Raw genomic sequence first — 16,628 nt, 5'->3', positions numbered from 1 at the left:
ACGCCGTGAACTTCGCAGAGCAAGATCCCGCCCTGCCTCGTCTCCTCGACCGGGTCCTGTCGAGCGCCGATCGCGCACGCGTCGAGCCGGTGCTGACCGAGCTCGGGGAGCTGGCTGCCGGCGAACTGGACGAGCTAGCCACCACCGCGGATGCCAATCCGCCACAGCTGCGCCAGTACAGTCCCGGTGGCGAACGCATCGACGAGATCGACTACCACCCGTCCTACGCCAAGTTGTCGCAAGTGGCGTTCGAACGGTTCGGGCTCGCGGCGATGTCGCACCGCCCAGGCGTACTGGGATGGCCGACACCGGTGCCCCACACGGTGAAGTACGCGCTGTCCTACGTCTTCGTCCAAGCCGAGTTCGGGTTGGCCTGTCCGCTGTCGATGACCGACTCCGCCACCCGGATCCTGCGCATGTTCGACCCGGACACCTTCACCGCTGAGATCGCGGCGCTGAGCTCTCCGGACATGGACAACCTCGCCACCGGCGCGATGTTCATGACCGAAAATCAGGGCGGCACCGACATCGCCCAGACCGCCACCGAAGCCACCGACCACGGCACGCACTGGACCCTGCGCGGGAACAAGTGGTTCGCCTCGAACGCCTCGGCCGACATCATCCTCACCCTGGCGCGCGTACCCGGCCAGGGAGACGGCACCCAAGGCCTCGGGATGTTCCTCGTCCCACGACGACGGCCGGACGGCAGCCGCAACAGCTATCGCATCGACCGGCTCAAGGACAAGCTCGGAGCCCGGTCGATGGCCAGCGGTGAAGTCGCCCTCGACGATGCCTACGCGCGCCCCGTCGGCACACTGAAGCAGGGCTTTCACCAGATGGCCGAGATGCTCAACGTGTCCCGCCTGTCCAACGCGATGCGCTCGGCCGCCCTCATGCGTCGCGCCGTGCGCGAATCCGTCGAACACACCCGCCAGCGAGTCGTGTTCGGCAAGCCTCTGTTCGACCAACCCCTCATGCGAGCAACCCTGCTCCCCATGCTCCTGGACACCGAGGCAGCACTGGGCCTGGTGCTCGAATCCGCCGCTCGCCTCGACGAGGCCGACACCGGCGACGCGGAAGCCCGCCGACTCGTGCGCGTGCTCACCCCGCTGGCGAAGTACACCGTGTGCAAGCAAGCCCGGTCCGTGACCGGTGAGGCCATGGAGATCCGTGGCGGCAACGGCTACATCGAGGACTGGGTCAACCCCCGCCTGCTTCGTGACGCCCACCTCGGGTCGATCTGGGAAGGCTCCTCCAATGTGATCGCGCTCGACGTCCTGCGGTGCATGCGCCAAGACTCGTCCCACCAACTGCTCGCAGAGACCTACTTGCAACGCCTGCGCGCCCTCGACGACGTGCAGATCAAAGCTGCGGTCGACACCGTGGTCCAACGCTGGGAAACCCTGCTGCGCGACGGCGATCAACTACTCGCCAGCGATCGCCGGAACCAGCAAGCACGCATCGGTGCCTACGCCGATTCCCTGACACGCACCGTCATGGCCTCGCTACTGGTGGAACAAGCCGCCTACGACATCGCTGCCGGACACGGCCACCGAACGGCTCTGGTGTCCGCCACCTACATCGAGCGGCTCCTCGGATCACCAACTACTCCCGCGCACGACCGGGCACTGGCGTGTCTGGGTGAGCTGGTCGACGGCGGCGACGTTCCACCGGACGAGTAACGCATCTGACGCCGACACGTACTCTTCCCCACCAAAGGTGACATGCCATGTCTTGCGCTGAATCCGCCAACGCTTCCCCGCTGCAGGGGTTCCGGGTCGTCGACCTCTCCAAGATTCTCGCGGGCCCGTACGTGACCATGTCGCTGTCCGACATGGGAGCCGACGTCATCAAGGTCGAGCACCCCGACGGCGGTGATCCGACCCGCCAGTGGGGCCCGCCCTTCCAGGGACCCGACTCGACCTACTACCTGGCCGCCAATCGCAACAAACGCTCGCTGACCCTCGACCTGACGTCGCCCGCTGGTCAGAAGGCCGCCCATCGGCTCATCGCCGACGCCGACGTCGTCGTCGAGAACTTCCGCCCGGGAAGCACGCTGCAGGAGAAGTTTCACTACAGCGAGCTCAGCAAGACCTACCCCCACCTGGTGGTCCTGCACATCTCCGCGTTCGGGGAAACCGGCCCGCTACAAGACGAACCCGGCTACGACATGGTCGCCCAAGCCGCGGCAGGTCTCATGTCACTGACCGGTGAACCCGACGGGCCGCCCGTCAAGTCCGGGTATGCCATGGGCGATCTCAGCGCAGCACTGTTCGGCACCGTCGGCGTGTTATCCGCACTGGTCGAGCGCGCCAAGACCGGCCTCGGCCAATACCTCACCACCTCCCTGTACGAATCCCAACTGGCGCTGCACATCAACTGGGCCACCAGCTACTTCGCCACCGGCGAAGTCCCACAACGCCTGGGGTCAGGACATCCCAACCTGGTGCCCTACCAGGCATATCCCGCCTCGGACGGGCACTTCGTCATCGCCGTCGGCAACGACGCCCTCTGGCAGCGACTCTGCAGCGTCATCGAACGACCGGACCTGGCTGACGACGCACGGCTCTCCACGAACGAGGGGCGCGTAGAGCACCGCGCGGAACTCAACACCGAACTCGGCACGACGCTGCGAACCGGAACAGTCCAACACTGGTGCACCACCCTCAAGGCAAGCGGAGTTCCCGTCTCCCCGATCCGAGGGCTGGACGAGATATACGACTCCGCCCACACCGAAGCAATCGGCATCGTCGACAAGGTCGACCACCCCACCGTGGGTCCTATCCACCAAGTGGGATTCCCGGTGAACTACCGCGGTCAACGCCCGACCATGCGCACCGCCCCACCCACCCTCGGACAACACAACGAGGAAGTACTCCGCGAACTGGGCTACGACGACGACAGCATCCAACAGCTCACCTCGCCCCGGCACTGAGGTTCCCCCGGTGGACCGGACGCTCGTGTTGGTTGGAGAGTGGCCGCGTGGCAGAGGAACGACAACGGACTCGTCGGACGTTCTCGGCGGAGTTCAAGCGGGACGGCTGTGGAGCTGGTACTCACCGGTGGCAAGTCGGTAGCCGAGGCCATCCGAGATCTGGGGATGGATGACTCGACTCTGGACAACTGGGTCAAGCAGACCCACTTCGACCCCGGACAGCAAGAGGGCTTGAATACCGAGGAACGGGCCAGGATGCAGGAGCTCGAGCAGGAAAACGCGAAACTGCGGATGGAGCGTGCCCTGTTCAAACGAGCTCATGAGCCTTGCCGCCAGGGCTGGGTGGTCAACCACAAACGCGTGCAACGACTGATGCGGGAACACGGCATCGTGGGGGCGAGCCCGCGCAAGCAGGTGCGCACCAAGGTACCTGCCTCTGATCCCGAGTCCGCACCGGATCTGCTGAATCGAGACTTCACGCCTGGTGTGCCGGGCCAGCGCTGGGTCGGCGACATCACCTATGTCTCCGCCCAGGGCTGGTCGTATCTGGCCGTCGTGCTCGACATCGGCTCACGCCGCGTGCTCGGCTATGCGATGACCAACCACCTGCGCACCGCAGTCGTTCACCGACTGCCCGGACACCGCAGTGACCGCCCACGGCGGCAACGTCGCCGGCGTGACCTTTCACAGCGACAGAGGACGTCGATACACCAGCTCCCGGTTCGCCGAGCACTGCGCCGAGCTGGGCATCCGGCGTTCACCCGGGCGCACCGGGATATGCTGGGACAACGCCGTCATCGAGCCGTTTTTCTCCAGCGCTGAAGCAAGAACTCGTGCACCGACACCACTTCACTACCCGTGCCCAGGCACGACAGGCGGTCTTCAGCTGGATTCACACCTGGTACAACCGCCGACGACTACACTCGCCCCTGGGTTACGCCCGCCCCCGAACAATGGAAGCACGATCAACAGCTCCCCCAAGCCGCATAACACGTGTTCGGCTTCCAGGAGGGGGAGGTCATTCCGGAATGAGGGTGGCGATACCGCGACACCGCAGATACTGACGAATGCCCCGCAAGGGGTAGGCCTTGGCGACAATCACGTGCACCGGCCTGCCCCGGAGTGACCAGCAGACTCGACGGGCTCCTGGCACCAGCCGCCTACCGGGCCGCCGGGGCGTCGGCCTCGTAGTACGGTGATCCACTCCTACGGTCGGCCCAACGTCCACTCGCCGACCGAGGTCGTCAGGATTCGCGACGCGAGCCCCAGGGGAGAGTCGGCTGGAGCACGGCCTCGGCGAGCCCGCGGGCGCGCAGACCGGTGATCTCCTGGTACTCGGGATCCGCGACCATGCGGCTGAACGCCTCCCGATCGGGATATCGGACGAGCAGCACCGCGTCCCAGTCCTGTCCTGCCTCGGCAACCAGGGGCGTCGTTCCATCGCCGGCGTAGAGGACCTCGCCTCCGTACCGCTGAAGCAAGGGCCCCGCCCGCCGCGAGTACTCCTCGTACGAGGAGCGGCCGTCCGGGGCGAACCGCAGCAGGTTGAGCATCACGATGGGCCCGTCCGGAACTTCGTCCAGCATGCATGCGAGATCGGCCCCCGAAGGATCGACTGCCATCGACAACTCCCTGTCGTAGTCGGACTTTCGTAGCGACAGCACTCGCTACCGCACGAAGGTCACCCGAGTTTAGATGCCGAGCACCGATGTGCATACCGTCCAGTCGGTATTTGCCTCGAACGCCTCGACGTGCAACTCGTGAGCTCAGCGCCGCGCACCACATCGACAACGACCTCCTCGCCACCGAACCAGCCGCCGCCCTCGACCGAGTGCGCTTCGGTGACGCGCTCGTCGTACTCTCTTCGGCCGGATCGGGCGCTCGTTGGCCAGCCTGATCAGTCCCGTTGGCCAGCTCCACCGATCTAGTCACTCATGTCCGGAACAACGACCCAACCGCCCAGGTTCAGCTCTTCCCATCAAGGGTCGAGAAAGGACAACAGGCACTGGTCGGCCAACAGGTACGGACGAGCACCGCAGTAGCACCACTGGACTGCCGCCTGCCGTTCAGCCCGCCACCGGGCCACCGAGGCCGCCGTCGATGAGGACCTTACGCACAGGTAGACGTTGACCGGATGGGCACGTGGTTAGCCAGGGCGTGGCTGGTGTGACCGGTGCATGCAACGACCACCAGCTCGCAGACCTACGCAAGGACTGGCCCGCGTGATCACTCTCGATGCCAGTGCGCTCATCGCCCACTTCAACGCCCACGGCGTCCATCACCACCAAGTCGATCAGCTGCTGTTCAACGGCCGTCGAGGAGTCGCTTCCACCAACGCGGTCACGATCAAGACATCTGGACCGTTCCCGCTGCGGCGGACAACCACGCTCGCCACCGTGCAGCACACCCGGGGGCAAGACGACATCGAACGTTCCGGAGCAGCGGCCGTGGCAATTTGATCGACCACCGGGTCCTTGCCCTTCCGAGGCGAGGCAGGAGAAAAATGCGCTGGCACGGCCGATCGTGGTCCCGTTTCACCGCATTCACGACAGAACCTCCGAAAACGAATACAAAGAGAGCTGCCTACCGCGCCTGTTCGGACCGGGAAAGACCACAACTCCCAATAACTGGATCGCTCTCCAACGGTCACTTGCGTGCTCGCCGGAACTGCCCTGCAGCACGCAATGGTGCCCCCATGAGGCGGCTCGTGTCCGATTTTGACCTCGACCTCCAGGTTCGGGAGACGACCGTGCCAGCACACATCAGCAAGATCCCCTTACTGGGGCCCCCCCGTTCGAGAGCTCCGGCCTTCCCGACGGTGTCCGGAGGTGCGGCGGCGGGTTCCACGCCGCACGATCTTGACCGGAGATCATTTCGCCAGCTTCATCGGCGACTCGCACCCTCCGAGCTCATCGACCGAGCTCGTCAGAAAGTTGTGTGCATACAGCAACCGGACCAGTGCCACCGAGACGAGTTGCGTGACTGACTCGTGTAACCAGGCGGGAACACGAGACCTCCGTCTGGAACTCTATGTAGTGTGATTAACGCTAAATGTCATCTTCGCTGGTTACGGGCCTGCATGGCTTTAGAGTGACAGGGAATCGCCTTCCAGCCGGCAGCTGGTGGGAAGTCCCGTGCGCATGTTTGCGGAGGTGAGCTATGCCCGAGTCCGGGATGAGGGACCACGGCACGTCTTCCCCGAGGCCGCCGGTACCACCCTCGCCGGTCGAGCGGCCGCGGTTCCGGAGCTACCGACCAGCTCCGGGCATGGAGGTCCTGCAGGCCGCCGGCGATCTCGACAGCCACGCCGCGACGCGGTTCGCCGAGTCGATGCGGACCCGCTTCGTCCAGACGGCCAACGTCGTCGTGCTGGACCTGTCCCGGGTGACGTTGTTGTCCACCGCTGCTGTCGTCGCCTTGTTGGAAGCCCGTCATCGCGGGCTCATGGGCGACACCGCCCTGCGGCTGCTCACCGGCAACAGGACCGTCGACCGGCTGCTGGCGCTGCTGGAGGTGGCCGACCAGTTCGCCTACACCGACAGTGTCGAAACCGCCGCCGAGGCTTCCGAGATCCGACTCACCCCCACGAGATCGCTCACGCCGACCACCAGCAGTTGACCCGCACCACCGAGACTCGAGGGGAGGGCATCATGGCCCAGGTCCTGCACGTGGCCGCCCACCCCGTCCGCGGCTGGCAGATCACCACCGCGAACGGGCAGTACGCGGCCTTCGTCGACGGCGACGAGGCACACGAAGCCATCGGCCACGCACAGCGTCTGGTCGGCCCCGACGGACGCGTGATCGTCGACGAAGACGACGAGTACTGAGCGCACACCAGCAGCCGACCCGAGTCGGCTGCTGCCGGTGGTTTTCACTCGGTCACAGCACTGGAAAGTCGGCGAGCGTGGAAGCAGACAGGCAGCTGGACGCGCTGGGACAGACGCTGTCCCATGGCTCGCGATCTGCCCGCGCAGAACTCGGTGCAGCAGACTCCGGGCAGGATCGCCCAGCACACGATGACGATGCTCGACGGAGGCGAACACGCTGGTATGGAGATCAGCTACACCAACGGCAGCGCGTGCAGACCCCGACCAGTGTGACCCGATCCGGAATCGGACCTGCCGTTTCGTCCGTGCCCATGCCGTCTCCTTCTGTCACTGATGATGATCGGATTCGATCTATTGGTGCTGTACCGAAGAGGCTTCTGGGCGAAGCTGCGAGCAGGTTACTGGCGCACTCCGATCATCCACTTGGGTGTCGTTTCGGCCCTCCGTGCCGCCGTTCCGGTCGATGACGTTGCTCCATCCGGGTTGCTCGAGTTGATTCTCGTTCTCCGGATTTCCTGGTTTGTTTAGACTACAAGGGATCCACCAGGGATCAGTTCTGTTGGGCAACAATATCCAGGGTTGCCCGGCAGCGAGCTGAAGTACTGACTGGGAGATGCTGTGGATAACCTCAAAACGAGACGCCTGACCTCTTTCGGCGCCGCTGTGGGCAGTTGCCTGTTAGCGGTAACGCTGGCCGCGGCACCGGCTTACGCCAGTGGCAGCGTCGTCAACGCGGAGGGTTCGGCCGGGGTGGACTTCGAATCCTACGGAGAACACCTCATCGTGCACGACTACGCCTTCGATGGCCGCGACACGGTCGGCGTGCTGGACGTCAAGACCGGCAACGGTTGGGACCGGCGTCACGAAGTGCCCAACTACAACGGCTACTACGGCGCTGCGGTCGACAAGAACCTGTCCTACGCCGAGGGCACTTCCGTGCGCTACAAGGCCTGCGAACTGTACGGGGGCTACTTCGCCAACTGCAGTGGCTGGAGATACGACACCGCCTGATCACTTCGGACCGGCGACCGAGCCCGGCGATGATTAGCAGCATCAACGAAGTCCCGGCCAACTTCCAGGCCGGGACTTCGTTGATACCTGACGCCGCTTTACTCGTGCTCGGGCAGCGGCACCGCGGTCTGTCCTGGCGGTTGCTCGGCATCGACCTCAGCCAGTCGGATGGTGATCGCGTTCGTGCCTTGTGTCCAGGTGCCACGCTGCACGTCGAGGTCGCCCAGACGGGAATGGGCACCTTCTTTGGAAGGCGTGCGGTAGCGCTGGAGGGTGCGACAGTCCTCGTGGCCGGAGAGGTTGAGCAGGTCGGCCTCGGTGGCGCCGTCTTCGCCGGCGTGGGCCAGCCGGGAGTGCCGCAGGTCGTGGGGCCCATCCGCCGGTGGCGGTGGCGAGGTGTCGGGCGGCGGTGCGATACGTCATCCGGCGCCGCCCGGTTTCGGGGTCGCAATCGGTGTCGCGGACGGTCCCATCACGGGGTGTGCGGTCGGACAGGAACACCGGCCCCGAGGTGCGGGTGCCGAGCAGTTGCCCGAGCAGCCGAGCGGTGCGGATGTCATACATCAGCTCATCGGGCCGTCCGCCCTTGCGAGTCACCCGGGCGCGCCGGTTCGCGCGGTCCAGGTCGCCGATGTCCAGGGCGAGGACTTCCTCGCAGCGCGCGGCGGTGCTGTACAGCAGGGAGAACAGCGCCCGGCCCTGCAGGGGCCGGGTTTTGGCGGTGATGAGCCGATCGATCTCACCGCGGTCTCGCACCCGACCAGCGGACTTCGGCTCGGGCTCGCGCCCCAGTCCCTTCAATGGCTATGCGTCGGTGGGAAGCCCTCCCTCACGCTGGAAGTACGACAACGCAGAGGCAACAGCCGCGCGTTTGGCGTTGAACGTCGACGGCGCCTGGTGTCCCCAAGCGATGCGCACGCGTTGGCCCGCAGCCGCTGCCCACCGGCTTCGATGGCCAGTTCGTCTACCGTGGCCAGTCCAGTCAACGCTCTCGGCAGCGCCGACTTGGAGGACCGCACCGTCTTTGACGAGGTGGCCCGCCTGGACCGGACCCCGCTTGGTGCTCAGCCATCGCAGGAACGCAGAGATCGCCTCGACGACCGGAACGCCCGCGAGCCACCGGCATCCACCGAGCGCAGGTGTCGTGCGATCGCCATGAGCCGCCTCCTGGCCATTTGTCAGATAACGGACACAAAAGGGGGGCAGGCTCGCGGGTGTTTTCCCAGGACCTACCTCCCTGTTTGTCCGGTAATACGCCATTATCTGACACTAGACTAGAGTGCGCGAGATGATGCGCGAGTCGCCTCGTAGAGGTGCTGGAGGTGAGCAGACGGAGACGTCCACGCCGGATCAGCTTTGTGAGGCGTACGTGTGCCGAAACTGCTCGTCGAGATCGACTAGTACGATGCTTCTGCTGTGCAGAGCGATGACTTCTTCTACGAGGCAGACGACAGTTGGGGGCCCAACGCCGAGCCGTGGCAGACCAAGCTCAAGTTCGACGGCACGCTTGTCGACGCTGTTCGACGTGGACCTACTCCAGATCACGATGAGCTGGAAGTCGCGCAAGGTCTCACCGACCTCGTACACGAAGAACTTGAAGCTTATGGCACTCACGGTCGGGCACGACTCACGGACAAGGAAAGCGCACTCGCGATCAGGGCACTCCATGCTGTGTTGAAACGACTGTCAATCACGCTAGAGCTGCCGTTCCGTGACTTCACCAGGTTCCGTTCATACTGGAGCCGCAATGGAGCCAGCGGTAGTTGGCAAGCGCGTCGAGACATACTCGAGACGTTTTTCGAACCACTCGTCACACAGCTGACCCGGATGGAAGAGGCCTCGCTCGACGAGCTAGCCGAGCCTGTGTCACCGCGACGCGCAACGGGTTGGTCAGCCGTGGATGAGGAGATCCGGGAACTGCGTCGACGCTTCCGCACGGCATCGACCCCGCAGGACTACCGGGCAGTGGGCACCCACTGTGTGGGAGTGATCGAAGCGCTCAGCCGGACCGTATACGACCCAGCTCAGCACCTTCGCCCTGGAGAAACCGAACCTCCAGTCAACAAGTCCAAGCAGCGTATCGATCGCTACATCGAGGCCGAGCTGCCAGGGGCACCGAACGAGGAGTTTCGCGGCCTGGCGAAACGAGCCGTCGCAGCAGCTCACCAAGTCAAGCACCAGACGACACCGAACCGCCGCGAGGCAGGAATCGCGTCGGACACGGTCGTTCTGCTCGCAAACATCCTCCGTCGACTCGGGACATGACTCGATGGAGGGGTCTGGGGCTGGCAGGCTCTTACCACCGAAGACCGTTGACCTTTGGCTTGCTTCTTCGCTGGCCAAGCTGACGCGCCTTTCGGCCAGGGCACCTCCAGTCGAGGCACCGTGGCAGGTTTCTGACGTACTCCGGCCGACCCCCTTTTACGTCGTCGGTAGTGGGACTTGGCGTGCGGCGAGTTGGTCATGGCCATAAAGGCCCAGCTAGCGAGTTCAGGGATTGAGCACGGTCAGCTGGGCGGTGTTGTCCTGCACTGCGGTCAGCGCCAGGGTGCCCGTGGGGGGCACGGACGATGGCGCTGCGTCTGTCGGGGATGAGCACGTGCATGGTCGGGTCCTCTCGGGTGGGGCGATGGTCGGTGCTCGCCGCGATCATCGTGCTCTCGGGGCACTGGGACCATCCGGCAGAAATCCGACGCTAAGCTCGCCTGTACCGGCCTCGTTGCTACGGCGAGTGGCTGGTAAGTAGCGCTACGATCGTGACCGTGACCACGCCGGACCACGTGCCGACGCTGCGATTCATCGCGCGGTGCATCCATGACGACATCCGCGACAGCCAGTTCGACGGCTTGACCGGCGATGAAGCTGCCACAGCCATTGCCAAACGAATCGAGGAAGCCGCCGAACGCGAGGAAGACCGCCAGGATGACTCTCAAGGGCTCAGCGCCGGAGAACGCGCCGAAGTACGGCAACGATGGCACGAGTCCCGGCGCCGTGCCGACAGCGAGTACGCCTGACCAACCACCCTCACAGCGCGGCATGTGGGGACCAACCGCCGGGTATCCGGCGGTTGGTCCCCACATGCCGAGTCCCGCCACGCGCTGGCCCGCCGGATCTTCCACGGCAAACGCGGCCAGCTGTATCAGCCCTACCGGCAAGGCCAGGAAAACCAACTCGGCGCGCTCGGGCTGGTACTGAACATGGTCGTACTCTGGAACAGCGTCTACCTCGACACCACCATCAAACAGCTGCGCCGTCAGGGCTATCCCGTCCGCGACGAGGACCTCGCCCGCCTGTCACCACTGGGCTGGCAACACATCAACGTCCAAGGCCGCTACGCCTTCGCCAGCAGCCCACCAGGCGAGCTCCGCCCGCTACGCGACCCCGACAACGAACTCTGAACCTCTGTACGAAGGGGATCCCTCAGCGAGGCAGGTTGAGTGTGTGGAAGGAGTCCAAGGCGGCGATGAGTTCGCTGGTGAAGCTGCCGCCCCCGTGGCCGGCATCGTCGACAACGACGAGTTGACTGCCCGGCCAGGCTCGGTGGAGCTGCCAGGCAGTGTCCAGCGGCCCGGAGACGTCGAAGCGTCCGTGGATCAACACCGCGGGAATGTCGCTCAGTCGGTCCATCGCGTTGAGGACCTGATCGTCGGCCAGGAAGCAACCGTGGCTCCAGTAGTGGGTCACGAGCCGAGCGAAGATCATGCGAAACGCCGTGTCCTCGTACCTTGGGTTCGGTGTCCAGCCTGGCATCAACGACACGTGCGTGTCCTCCCAAGCGCACCACTGCCGTGCCGCCTCTTCCCGAGTGTGGAGATCGGGGCTGGCCAACAGCCGAGCGTAGGCGGCACAGAGGTCCTTGTTGCGTTCGTTTGCGGGTACCGCCGCAACAAAGCGCTCCCACTCGCGCGGAAAGACCCGTCCCATATCCCGAGTGATCCAGTCGATCTCCCGCCTGGTGCCCGCCGTCACCGCACCGAGCACCATCGCCAGTACCCGCTCCGGATGATGTTGGGCATAAACCAGGCCGAGCGTCACGCCCCAGGAGATCCCGACGACAATCCACCGGTCGATGCCCAAGTGCTCGCGCAACCGCTCAATGTCGGCCACCAGATGCGCGGTGGTGTTCGTGGACAGCTCCGCATCCGGCTCGCTGGCCAACGGACGGCTCCGCCCGCAGCCGCGCTGATCGAACAGAACCGCACGAAAGCCGCCCGGGTCGAAATGGCGGCGAGCGCCGTGAGTGCTACCCGATCCTGGGCCGCCGTGCAGGTACACCGCTGGCGTACCAGCCGGGTCTCCGACGGTCTCCCAGTACAAGACGTGCCCGTCGGTGACCTCCAACAGGCCGAACTCATAGGGCTCAATGTCAGGGTATCGATCTTCCATATACCCAAGCATCACCCTTGCGCTCAGCGCACCGCCAACCCGTCCCTGACCGACGACTCACGCGACGTCGTCGCGTCCGCAGGGGAACCCCAACTGAGACAGTCCCAGCCAAGGCTGCTCCGAACGTGGGAAAAAGCTACAAAACGGTCGTACTGGCGGAGAGAATGTGGAAGTCTGCGCTGCGGATCATGCTACTGACGTGAGGAGATTCGCTCATGCGCAAGCTACTCGTTGTTGTTCTCGCCGCTGTGGCCAGTGTGCTGTTCGTCCCCTCGGCATATGCGGGCGAAAGTTCTTCGGCATGTAGCACCGAGGGGTACTGCGCCGCCCGTGTGGTCTTCGACGACCACGGCGAACACCTCTACGCTTACGACGAAAGAGCCGACGGCCACGGCGTGTACGTGTACTACGAACGCTCCGACGCGCCTAATGCCGGTGAATTCACCAACCGCAACGGGGCCGGAAGCGTGGTCGACCACAACATGAGCATGCCTGAGGGAAGCACAATCAGGTACTACGTGTGCCGGATCGACGGAAATGACGTCAAATCCGGGAGCTGTTCCGGTTGGACACACGGCACCGCCTGACCCATCGTTGATGACACGGGGCTCACCGCGACCGAGCGTGAGCCCCGGCACAGGCGTAAAAAGGTGCAGCGGTCCCGACCCCAAACCGCCACCCCAGGTCGGCAGGTGTTGGCGTAGTTCTCAGGTCGCTACGCCGAGCCGCAAGGTAGCTCGACCGAAAAGGACTCATCCGGGGTCTGAGTAGTAGGAGTACGGGATCCTCCGGTAACGAGCTTCCTTCCTGGTTACGGCAGCGCGGAGCAGAGGGCGGGACCGTCTTGGTCGTTCCACGGCTGTGTGCCGACACCTCGATCACCAGCCGAAACCGTGCACAGCGCCAAATCCTGTACCGCTACTACTCAGACCCCAAGTCGGCTTATGGAACCTCTCGCTTCCGATAGGGTCGCTTACTGTGCCCCAGCATTCCGGACAACCCGCCGACAGCGACGGACCGCAGATCGCGCTGTTCGGCCCCACGGCCTCTCCCGAGGTGCGGGCCGAGTTGGACGCCGCGGCCCGAGCCCACGTCGACGCCGGCCGCAACGCCGCCACCCGGCGGGCCTACGACTCCGACCGGCGCGCGTGGAACGCCTACTGCTCAGCCTTCGACATCGGCCAGCACGAGCTGAGCGTGGGCACCCTGGTCGGGTTCGTCGAGTGGCTGATCAGCCACGACGCGGCCCCGCGCACCATCGAACGCCGCGTGACCGGCACCCGCCGCAGTCTGCGCGACGACGGGGTGGCCGACCTCGACATCGACGACCGCGAGATCGTCGCCGAACGCCAGCGCCAGTACCAGCGGGCCCTGGCCGAGCACGGATTGCGGCGCGGCCGCGGCAAAGCCCGGCCCATCACCGTGGCCGAACTCCGCCAGCTGTCCCGAGTCCTCGACGACACACTGCTGGGGCTGCGCGACCGGGCACTGCTACTGGTCGCCTTCGGCATGGCCGCCCGACGTAGTGAGGTGGCCGGACTGTGGGCCGCCGACGTCGCCGTCGCCGACGAGGGCCTGGTCGTCACCCTGCGCACGAGCAAAACCTCCGACGACGACACCGACATCGCGATCCCACACGGCACCAGCGCACTCACCTGCCCCGTGCGCGCCTGGCGCGCCTACCGCACCGCACTGGCCACCCACCTCGGCACCGAACCCACCGGCCGGGCGTTCCGCCGCATCGACCGCCACGGCCGCGTCCTGTCCGGCATGTCCGGCCAAGCCGTCAACCTCGTGCTGCAACGCACCGCCACCGCCGCCGGCCTCGACCTCACCCGCGTGTCCGCCCACGGCCTCCGCGCCGGCCTGGCCACCGAAGCCAGACGGGCCGGCCACGACGCCACCACCATCGCCACCCAAGGACGCTGGTCACCGAACGGATCGGCGCTCTACGGCTACCTCCACATCGTCGAACGCTGGGACGACAACGCCGTCAAAGGCATCGGCCTGTAAACCACCGGGCGAACTCAGCCCCCGTCCGGCGACGCCTCGCCGTCGCCGTCGGCCACAGTGCGACGGCCACCACCGAGACGCCCGGTAGCCACCCGGCCGGCCACCTCCCCGGTACCCGCGGCCACGCGCCGCACCTCCCGCATCGCCGCGGCCACCCCCGGCGCCACCGACGACCTGGTTTCGTCCTGCTCGACCTCGTTGGGGTGTTCACTCATACCGTGAGTCTGCCCCCTGCCAACCTCGCCACGGCAGGGGTCACGGCTCGCCGGAACCTTGGCCGGGGATCTCGTCAGGACGGGCAGCATCCTGGGCGCGGCGCCGCGCCCACGACACGAGATGCCCGCCCCGAACCGATCGGCTCACTCTGCCCCTCAGGACAGCTTCAGGAGTACGAGGCCGGTAAGGGGCATGTCACACCAGGTGCAGTCGCACCGGCACGGAGACCAGTCCGCGGCTGACCGGACAGCGGCGGGTTCCCGATCGGCTTGTAGTCGAACGCGTGATCTAGGCTGCGCGCCGGTGCCATGGTGAGCTGGCGATGTGGCGCCGGCGCGGACCAGTCCTCTCGCCAGCGTCGGGGGCAAGACGGTGAGCACTGCCCAGCAGGCGGCCAAGCGCAGCGGGTTATGGCTTTCGCGGGCCGCGTTGAGTTTCGTGGCCCTGGCGGCGGTGATGGGCTGGGGGGCATCCTTCGTCGGGCTGCACGCCTACGGCCTGGACCAGATGGTCGGCTTTAGCTACTGGACTGCCTGGCTGGTACCCGGCACTTTCGACGGGGCTGCCTTCGGGGCCACCCTGATCACTTACCGGGCCTCGATCTATGGGCGCAGCGCGGTCCGGGGGCGCTTGCTGATGTGGACGTTCACTGCGATCTCCAGTTGGATCAACTGGATCCATCAAATCTCTCCCGAGGCCCGGATCGTGGCCGCCGGGCTCCCGATCGCGGCCGTGGCGGTTTTCGACGTGGTCCTGGCCGAACTCCGCGCCGACTACGAGGAACGCCACGGCAAGCGCCGACTGCGTCTGCGCCCCGGGTTGCTGCTGCTGCGCTGGATGCTCGACCGCGACGGCACCTCCAGTGCGTTCCGCCAGCAAGTCACCGACATCCCCGTCTCGGAAATCGCCGGCCTGGCCGTGGTCGCCCACGAGTCCGCCGAAGAACCCACCGTCCGGCACACCCCTCACCAGCTCACCACCAGCGCGGCCAAGGTGTCCGCCGTCCGGCATGATCCGCACCCCGGGCATGCCGAGCCGGCCGGCTCGGCGAGCACGCTCGCCCCCACCGAGCTCGCGACCGGACAACACCGGTCCGCCGAACCCACCTCGCTCCCCGAGCAGACACCGCCGCAACCGCCCCCGGCGGCCCCCGGCCCGGAACTTGCGGACAGCGACGACGAGCCGACCCAACACTTGCCTCCGGTCCCGGCCGAGGGCGAAATCGCCGACGAGGACAAGCGCACCTTCGCCCGCCGCGACTACCGGCTGTCGTTGGAAGCCGGCGAGCCTCTCACCGGCGGCGAACTCGGCAGGCGCTACGGCTACAGCGAACGCTGGGGACGCCGCCAGATCGCAGCCGCACGCCTGGAAATCGACGATTCCCCGCACTCCGACGCGGACCAACGCCTGGTCTCCATGAACAACTGACTGATCCTGAAACCGTCCCGAGCCGCCAAGGAGTTCGTGGTGGTCAGAACGGTGCTGCCGGATCGCCGACCCGGTCCTGGCACAGGTCATGTTCGACGGCACCTGACGACACGACCCTTACCGGAACCCCAACATGCTCGGCCGCTACTCGGGGTCTGGGGAAGAGCCGTGCGAGATTGAACGCTAAACCCTTGATCGCAGGTCAGCGCGCTTGCCCGTTCGGCTCGCGCTGCAGGGTGCGGTAGATCGTGGTCCGGGAGACTGTGAAGAGCTCGGCGAGGTCAGCGATGGTGTACTCGCCGGTGCCGTACATGCGCACGAGTTCGCGCTGTTGCTTAGCCGAGAGCTTGGGCTGCTTGCCGCGCAGCTTGCCCTTGGCCTTGGCCACAGCCATGCTTTCCTTCGTCCTGGCCCGCAGCAGGTCGACTTCGAACTCGGCGAAGGTGGCCAGGATGTTGAAGAACATCTTGCCCATGGGGTCGGCCGGGTCGTAGACCTGTCCGCAGAGGGAGAGCTTGATGCCTCGTTCGGCCAGAGTGAGTCGCCGATGGCGCGAGCGTCGGGCACCGATCGGGCAAGCCGGTCGAGTTTCGGGACCGCGAGCGTGTCGCCCTGGCGGACGGCGGCGAGCGCCTGATCGAGACCGGGGCGGGCTCGGGTGGTGCCGGTCAGCCCGTGGTCGAGATAGATCCGCTCGTCGGCGACGCCGAGCTCGGCCAGGCGCTGTTGTTGGGCGGTGAGGTCTTGTTCGTCGGTGGAGCAGCGGGCGTAGCCGATGATCGTGGCGCTCATGGCGGGCGAGCGTACGGTTA

At 65.8% G+C, this 16,628-nt stretch carries 19 protein-coding genes and 2 pseudogenes; 15 read left to right on the top strand and 6 right to left on the bottom strand.

The features are described 5' to 3' along the window. Positions 1–5: 5 nt before the first annotated feature. The 4 genes from FHX42_RS06250 to FHX42_RS27665 all read left to right on the top strand — a co-directional run bounded on the left by FHX42_RS06250 (position 6) and on the right by FHX42_RS27665 (position 3,999). On the top strand, positions 6–1,682 hold the full coding sequence (locus FHX42_RS06250) for an acyl-CoA dehydrogenase family protein (protein WP_182543144.1): 1,677 nt from the start codon (positions 6–8) through the stop codon (positions 1,680–1,682). A 47-nt stretch (positions 1,683–1,729) separates the two neighbouring features. After that, positions 1,730–2,935 (top strand): CaiB/BaiF CoA transferase family protein, encoded by a 1,206-nt coding sequence (locus FHX42_RS06245; protein ID WP_182543143.1) that lies wholly within the window; start codon positions 1,730–1,732, stop codon positions 2,933–2,935. Between the two features lie 108 nt (positions 2,936–3,043). Then, a complete protein-coding gene (locus FHX42_RS06240) occupies positions 3,044–3,757 on the top strand; it encodes a DDE-type integrase/transposase/recombinase (protein ID WP_182543142.1) in 714 nt (237 codons plus the stop codon). Then, positions 3,754–3,999 carry an IS3 family transposase gene (locus FHX42_RS27665; RefSeq protein ID WP_407926208.1) on the top strand — a complete coding sequence of 82 codons (246 nt, stop codon included), beginning with the start codon at positions 3,754–3,756 and terminating at the stop codon, positions 3,997–3,999. The genes FHX42_RS06240 and FHX42_RS27665 overlap by 4 nt, the downstream gene beginning before the upstream one ends. A 180-nt stretch (positions 4,000–4,179) precedes the next feature. Here FHX42_RS27665 and FHX42_RS06230 read toward each other — a convergent pair whose 3' ends face one another. Then, positions 4,180–4,557, bottom strand: a complete 378-nt coding sequence (locus tag FHX42_RS06230; RefSeq protein WP_182543141.1) for a DUF1330 domain-containing protein — start codon at positions 4,555–4,557, stop codon at positions 4,180–4,182. Between the two features lie 600 nt (positions 4,558–5,157). On the opposite strand from FHX42_RS06230, the gene FHX42_RS06225 reads away from it, so the two are divergent. The 5 genes from FHX42_RS06225 to FHX42_RS06205 all read left to right on the top strand — a co-directional run bounded on the left by FHX42_RS06225 (position 5,158) and on the right by FHX42_RS06205 (position 7,773). After that, complete coding sequence (locus FHX42_RS06225) at positions 5,158–5,394, top strand: hypothetical protein (protein WP_182543140.1); 237 nt, start codon at positions 5,158–5,160, stop codon at positions 5,392–5,394. 808 nt (positions 5,395–6,202) lie between these two features. After that, complete coding sequence (locus FHX42_RS06220; protein WP_182543139.1) at positions 6,203–6,553, top strand: STAS domain-containing protein; 351 nt, start codon at positions 6,203–6,205, stop codon at positions 6,551–6,553. Between the two features lie 32 nt (positions 6,554–6,585). Next, entirely contained in the window at positions 6,586–6,762 is a 177-nt protein-coding gene (locus FHX42_RS06215) for a hypothetical protein (RefSeq protein WP_182543138.1), read from the top strand. Between the two features lie 123 nt (positions 6,763–6,885). Then, on the top strand, positions 6,886–7,035 hold the full coding sequence (locus FHX42_RS06210; RefSeq protein WP_182543137.1) for a hypothetical protein: 150 nt from the start codon (positions 6,886–6,888) through the stop codon (positions 7,033–7,035). 345 nt (positions 7,036–7,380) lie between these two features. Continuing rightward, complete coding sequence (locus tag FHX42_RS06205) at positions 7,381–7,773, top strand: hypothetical protein (RefSeq protein WP_182543136.1); 393 nt, start codon at positions 7,381–7,383, stop codon at positions 7,771–7,773. Between the two features lie 156 nt (positions 7,774–7,929). On the opposite strand, the gene FHX42_RS27660 is transcribed toward FHX42_RS06205, so the two are convergent. After that, positions 7,930–8,529 carry a tyrosine-type recombinase/integrase gene (locus tag FHX42_RS27660; RefSeq protein WP_182543135.1) on the bottom strand — a complete coding sequence of 200 codons (600 nt, stop codon included), beginning with the start codon at positions 8,527–8,529 and terminating at the stop codon, positions 7,930–7,932. A gap of 660 nt (positions 8,530–9,189) precedes the next feature. Here FHX42_RS27660 and FHX42_RS06195 point away from each other — a divergent pair. From FHX42_RS06195 to FHX42_RS06185, 3 genes and pseudogenes are all read left to right on the top strand, one after another. Continuing rightward, positions 9,190–10,038 carry a hypothetical protein gene (locus FHX42_RS06195; protein WP_182543134.1) on the top strand — a complete coding sequence of 283 codons (849 nt, stop codon included), beginning with the start codon at positions 9,190–9,192 and terminating at the stop codon, positions 10,036–10,038. A gap of 497 nt (positions 10,039–10,535) precedes the next feature. Continuing rightward, complete coding sequence (locus tag FHX42_RS06190; protein WP_182543133.1) at positions 10,536–10,787, top strand: hypothetical protein; 252 nt, start codon at positions 10,536–10,538, stop codon at positions 10,785–10,787. Positions 10,788–10,856: 69 nt separating this feature from the next. Next, positions 10,857–11,171, top strand: a pseudogene (locus tag FHX42_RS06185) (Tn3 family transposase); the annotation flags it as partial. Between the two features lie 22 nt (positions 11,172–11,193). On the opposite strand, the gene pip reads toward FHX42_RS06185, so the two are convergent. Beyond that, entirely contained in the window at positions 11,194–12,171 is a 978-nt protein-coding gene (gene pip / locus FHX42_RS06180; protein ID WP_235987090.1) for a prolyl aminopeptidase, read from the bottom strand. Between the two features lie 203 nt (positions 12,172–12,374). On the opposite strand from pip, the gene FHX42_RS06175 reads away from it, so the two are divergent. Together FHX42_RS06175 and FHX42_RS27275 are read left to right on the top strand one after the other, a co-directional pair. Then, a complete protein-coding gene (locus FHX42_RS06175; RefSeq protein ID WP_182543131.1) occupies positions 12,375–12,746 on the top strand; it encodes a hypothetical protein in 372 nt (123 codons plus the stop codon). A gap of 391 nt (positions 12,747–13,137) precedes the next feature. Then, positions 13,138–14,172 carry a tyrosine-type recombinase/integrase gene (locus FHX42_RS27275; RefSeq protein ID WP_182543130.1) on the top strand — a complete coding sequence of 345 codons (1,035 nt, stop codon included), beginning with the start codon at positions 13,138–13,140 and terminating at the stop codon, positions 14,170–14,172. Between the two features lie 14 nt (positions 14,173–14,186). On the opposite strand, the gene FHX42_RS06165 is transcribed toward FHX42_RS27275, so the two are convergent. Continuing rightward, complete coding sequence (locus tag FHX42_RS06165) at positions 14,187–14,387, bottom strand: hypothetical protein (protein WP_182543129.1); 201 nt, start codon at positions 14,385–14,387, stop codon at positions 14,187–14,189. A gap of 373 nt (positions 14,388–14,760) precedes the next feature. Here FHX42_RS06165 and FHX42_RS06160 point away from each other — a divergent pair, with 373 nt between their 5' ends. Next, positions 14,761–15,816: a DUF2637 domain-containing protein gene (locus FHX42_RS06160; RefSeq protein ID WP_328795923.1), complete on the top strand. Its 1,056-nt coding sequence runs from the start codon at positions 14,761–14,763 to the stop codon at positions 15,814–15,816. A 202-nt stretch (positions 15,817–16,018) separates the two neighbouring features. On the opposite strand, the gene FHX42_RS27970 is transcribed toward FHX42_RS06160, so the two are convergent. Beyond that, the gene (locus FHX42_RS27970; protein WP_328795963.1) at positions 16,019–16,336 is read right to left on the bottom strand and encodes a recombinase family protein; all 318 of its coding nucleotides are present in this window, start codon (positions 16,334–16,336) and stop codon (positions 16,019–16,021) included. An 86-nt stretch (positions 16,337–16,422) separates the two neighbouring features. Further along, a pseudogene (locus tag FHX42_RS27965) lies at positions 16,423–16,608 on the bottom strand (recombinase family protein); the annotation flags it as partial. Positions 16,609–16,628 lie beyond the last annotated feature (20 nt).

The organism is Halosaccharopolyspora lacisalsi, from assembly GCF_014137975.1.
Classification (GTDB): domain Bacteria; phylum Actinomycetota; class Actinomycetes; order Mycobacteriales; family Pseudonocardiaceae; genus Halosaccharopolyspora; species Halosaccharopolyspora lacisalsi.
Note: the sequence above shows the minus strand (reverse complement) of the source record. Positions and strands in the feature narration are given on the sequence as shown.

Coding starts and splice junctions, on each gene's coding strand:
- FHX42_RS06245 (WP_182543143.1), top strand. CDS start 1,730: ATGTCTTGCGCTGAATCCGCCAACGCTTCCCCGCTGCAGGGGTTCCGG.
- FHX42_RS06230 (WP_182543141.1), bottom strand. CDS start 4,557: ATGGCAGTCGATCCTTCGGGGGCCGATCTCGCATGCATGCTGGACGAA.
- FHX42_RS06220 (WP_182543139.1), top strand. CDS start 6,203: ATGGAGGTCCTGCAGGCCGCCGGCGATCTCGACAGCCACGCCGCGACG.
- FHX42_RS06215 (WP_182543138.1), top strand. CDS start 6,586: ATGGCCCAGGTCCTGCACGTGGCCGCCCACCCCGTCCGCGGCTGGCAG.
- FHX42_RS06210 (WP_182543137.1), top strand. CDS start 6,886: ATGGCTCGCGATCTGCCCGCGCAGAACTCGGTGCAGCAGACTCCGGGC.
- pip (WP_235987090.1), bottom strand. CDS start 12,171: ATGCTTGGGTATATGGAAGATCGATACCCTGACATTGAGCCCTATGAG.
- FHX42_RS06175 (WP_182543131.1), top strand. CDS start 12,375: ATGCGCAAGCTACTCGTTGTTGTTCTCGCCGCTGTGGCCAGTGTGCTG.
- FHX42_RS06165 (WP_182543129.1), bottom strand. CDS start 14,387: ATGAGTGAACACCCCAACGAGGTCGAGCAGGACGAAACCAGGTCGTCG.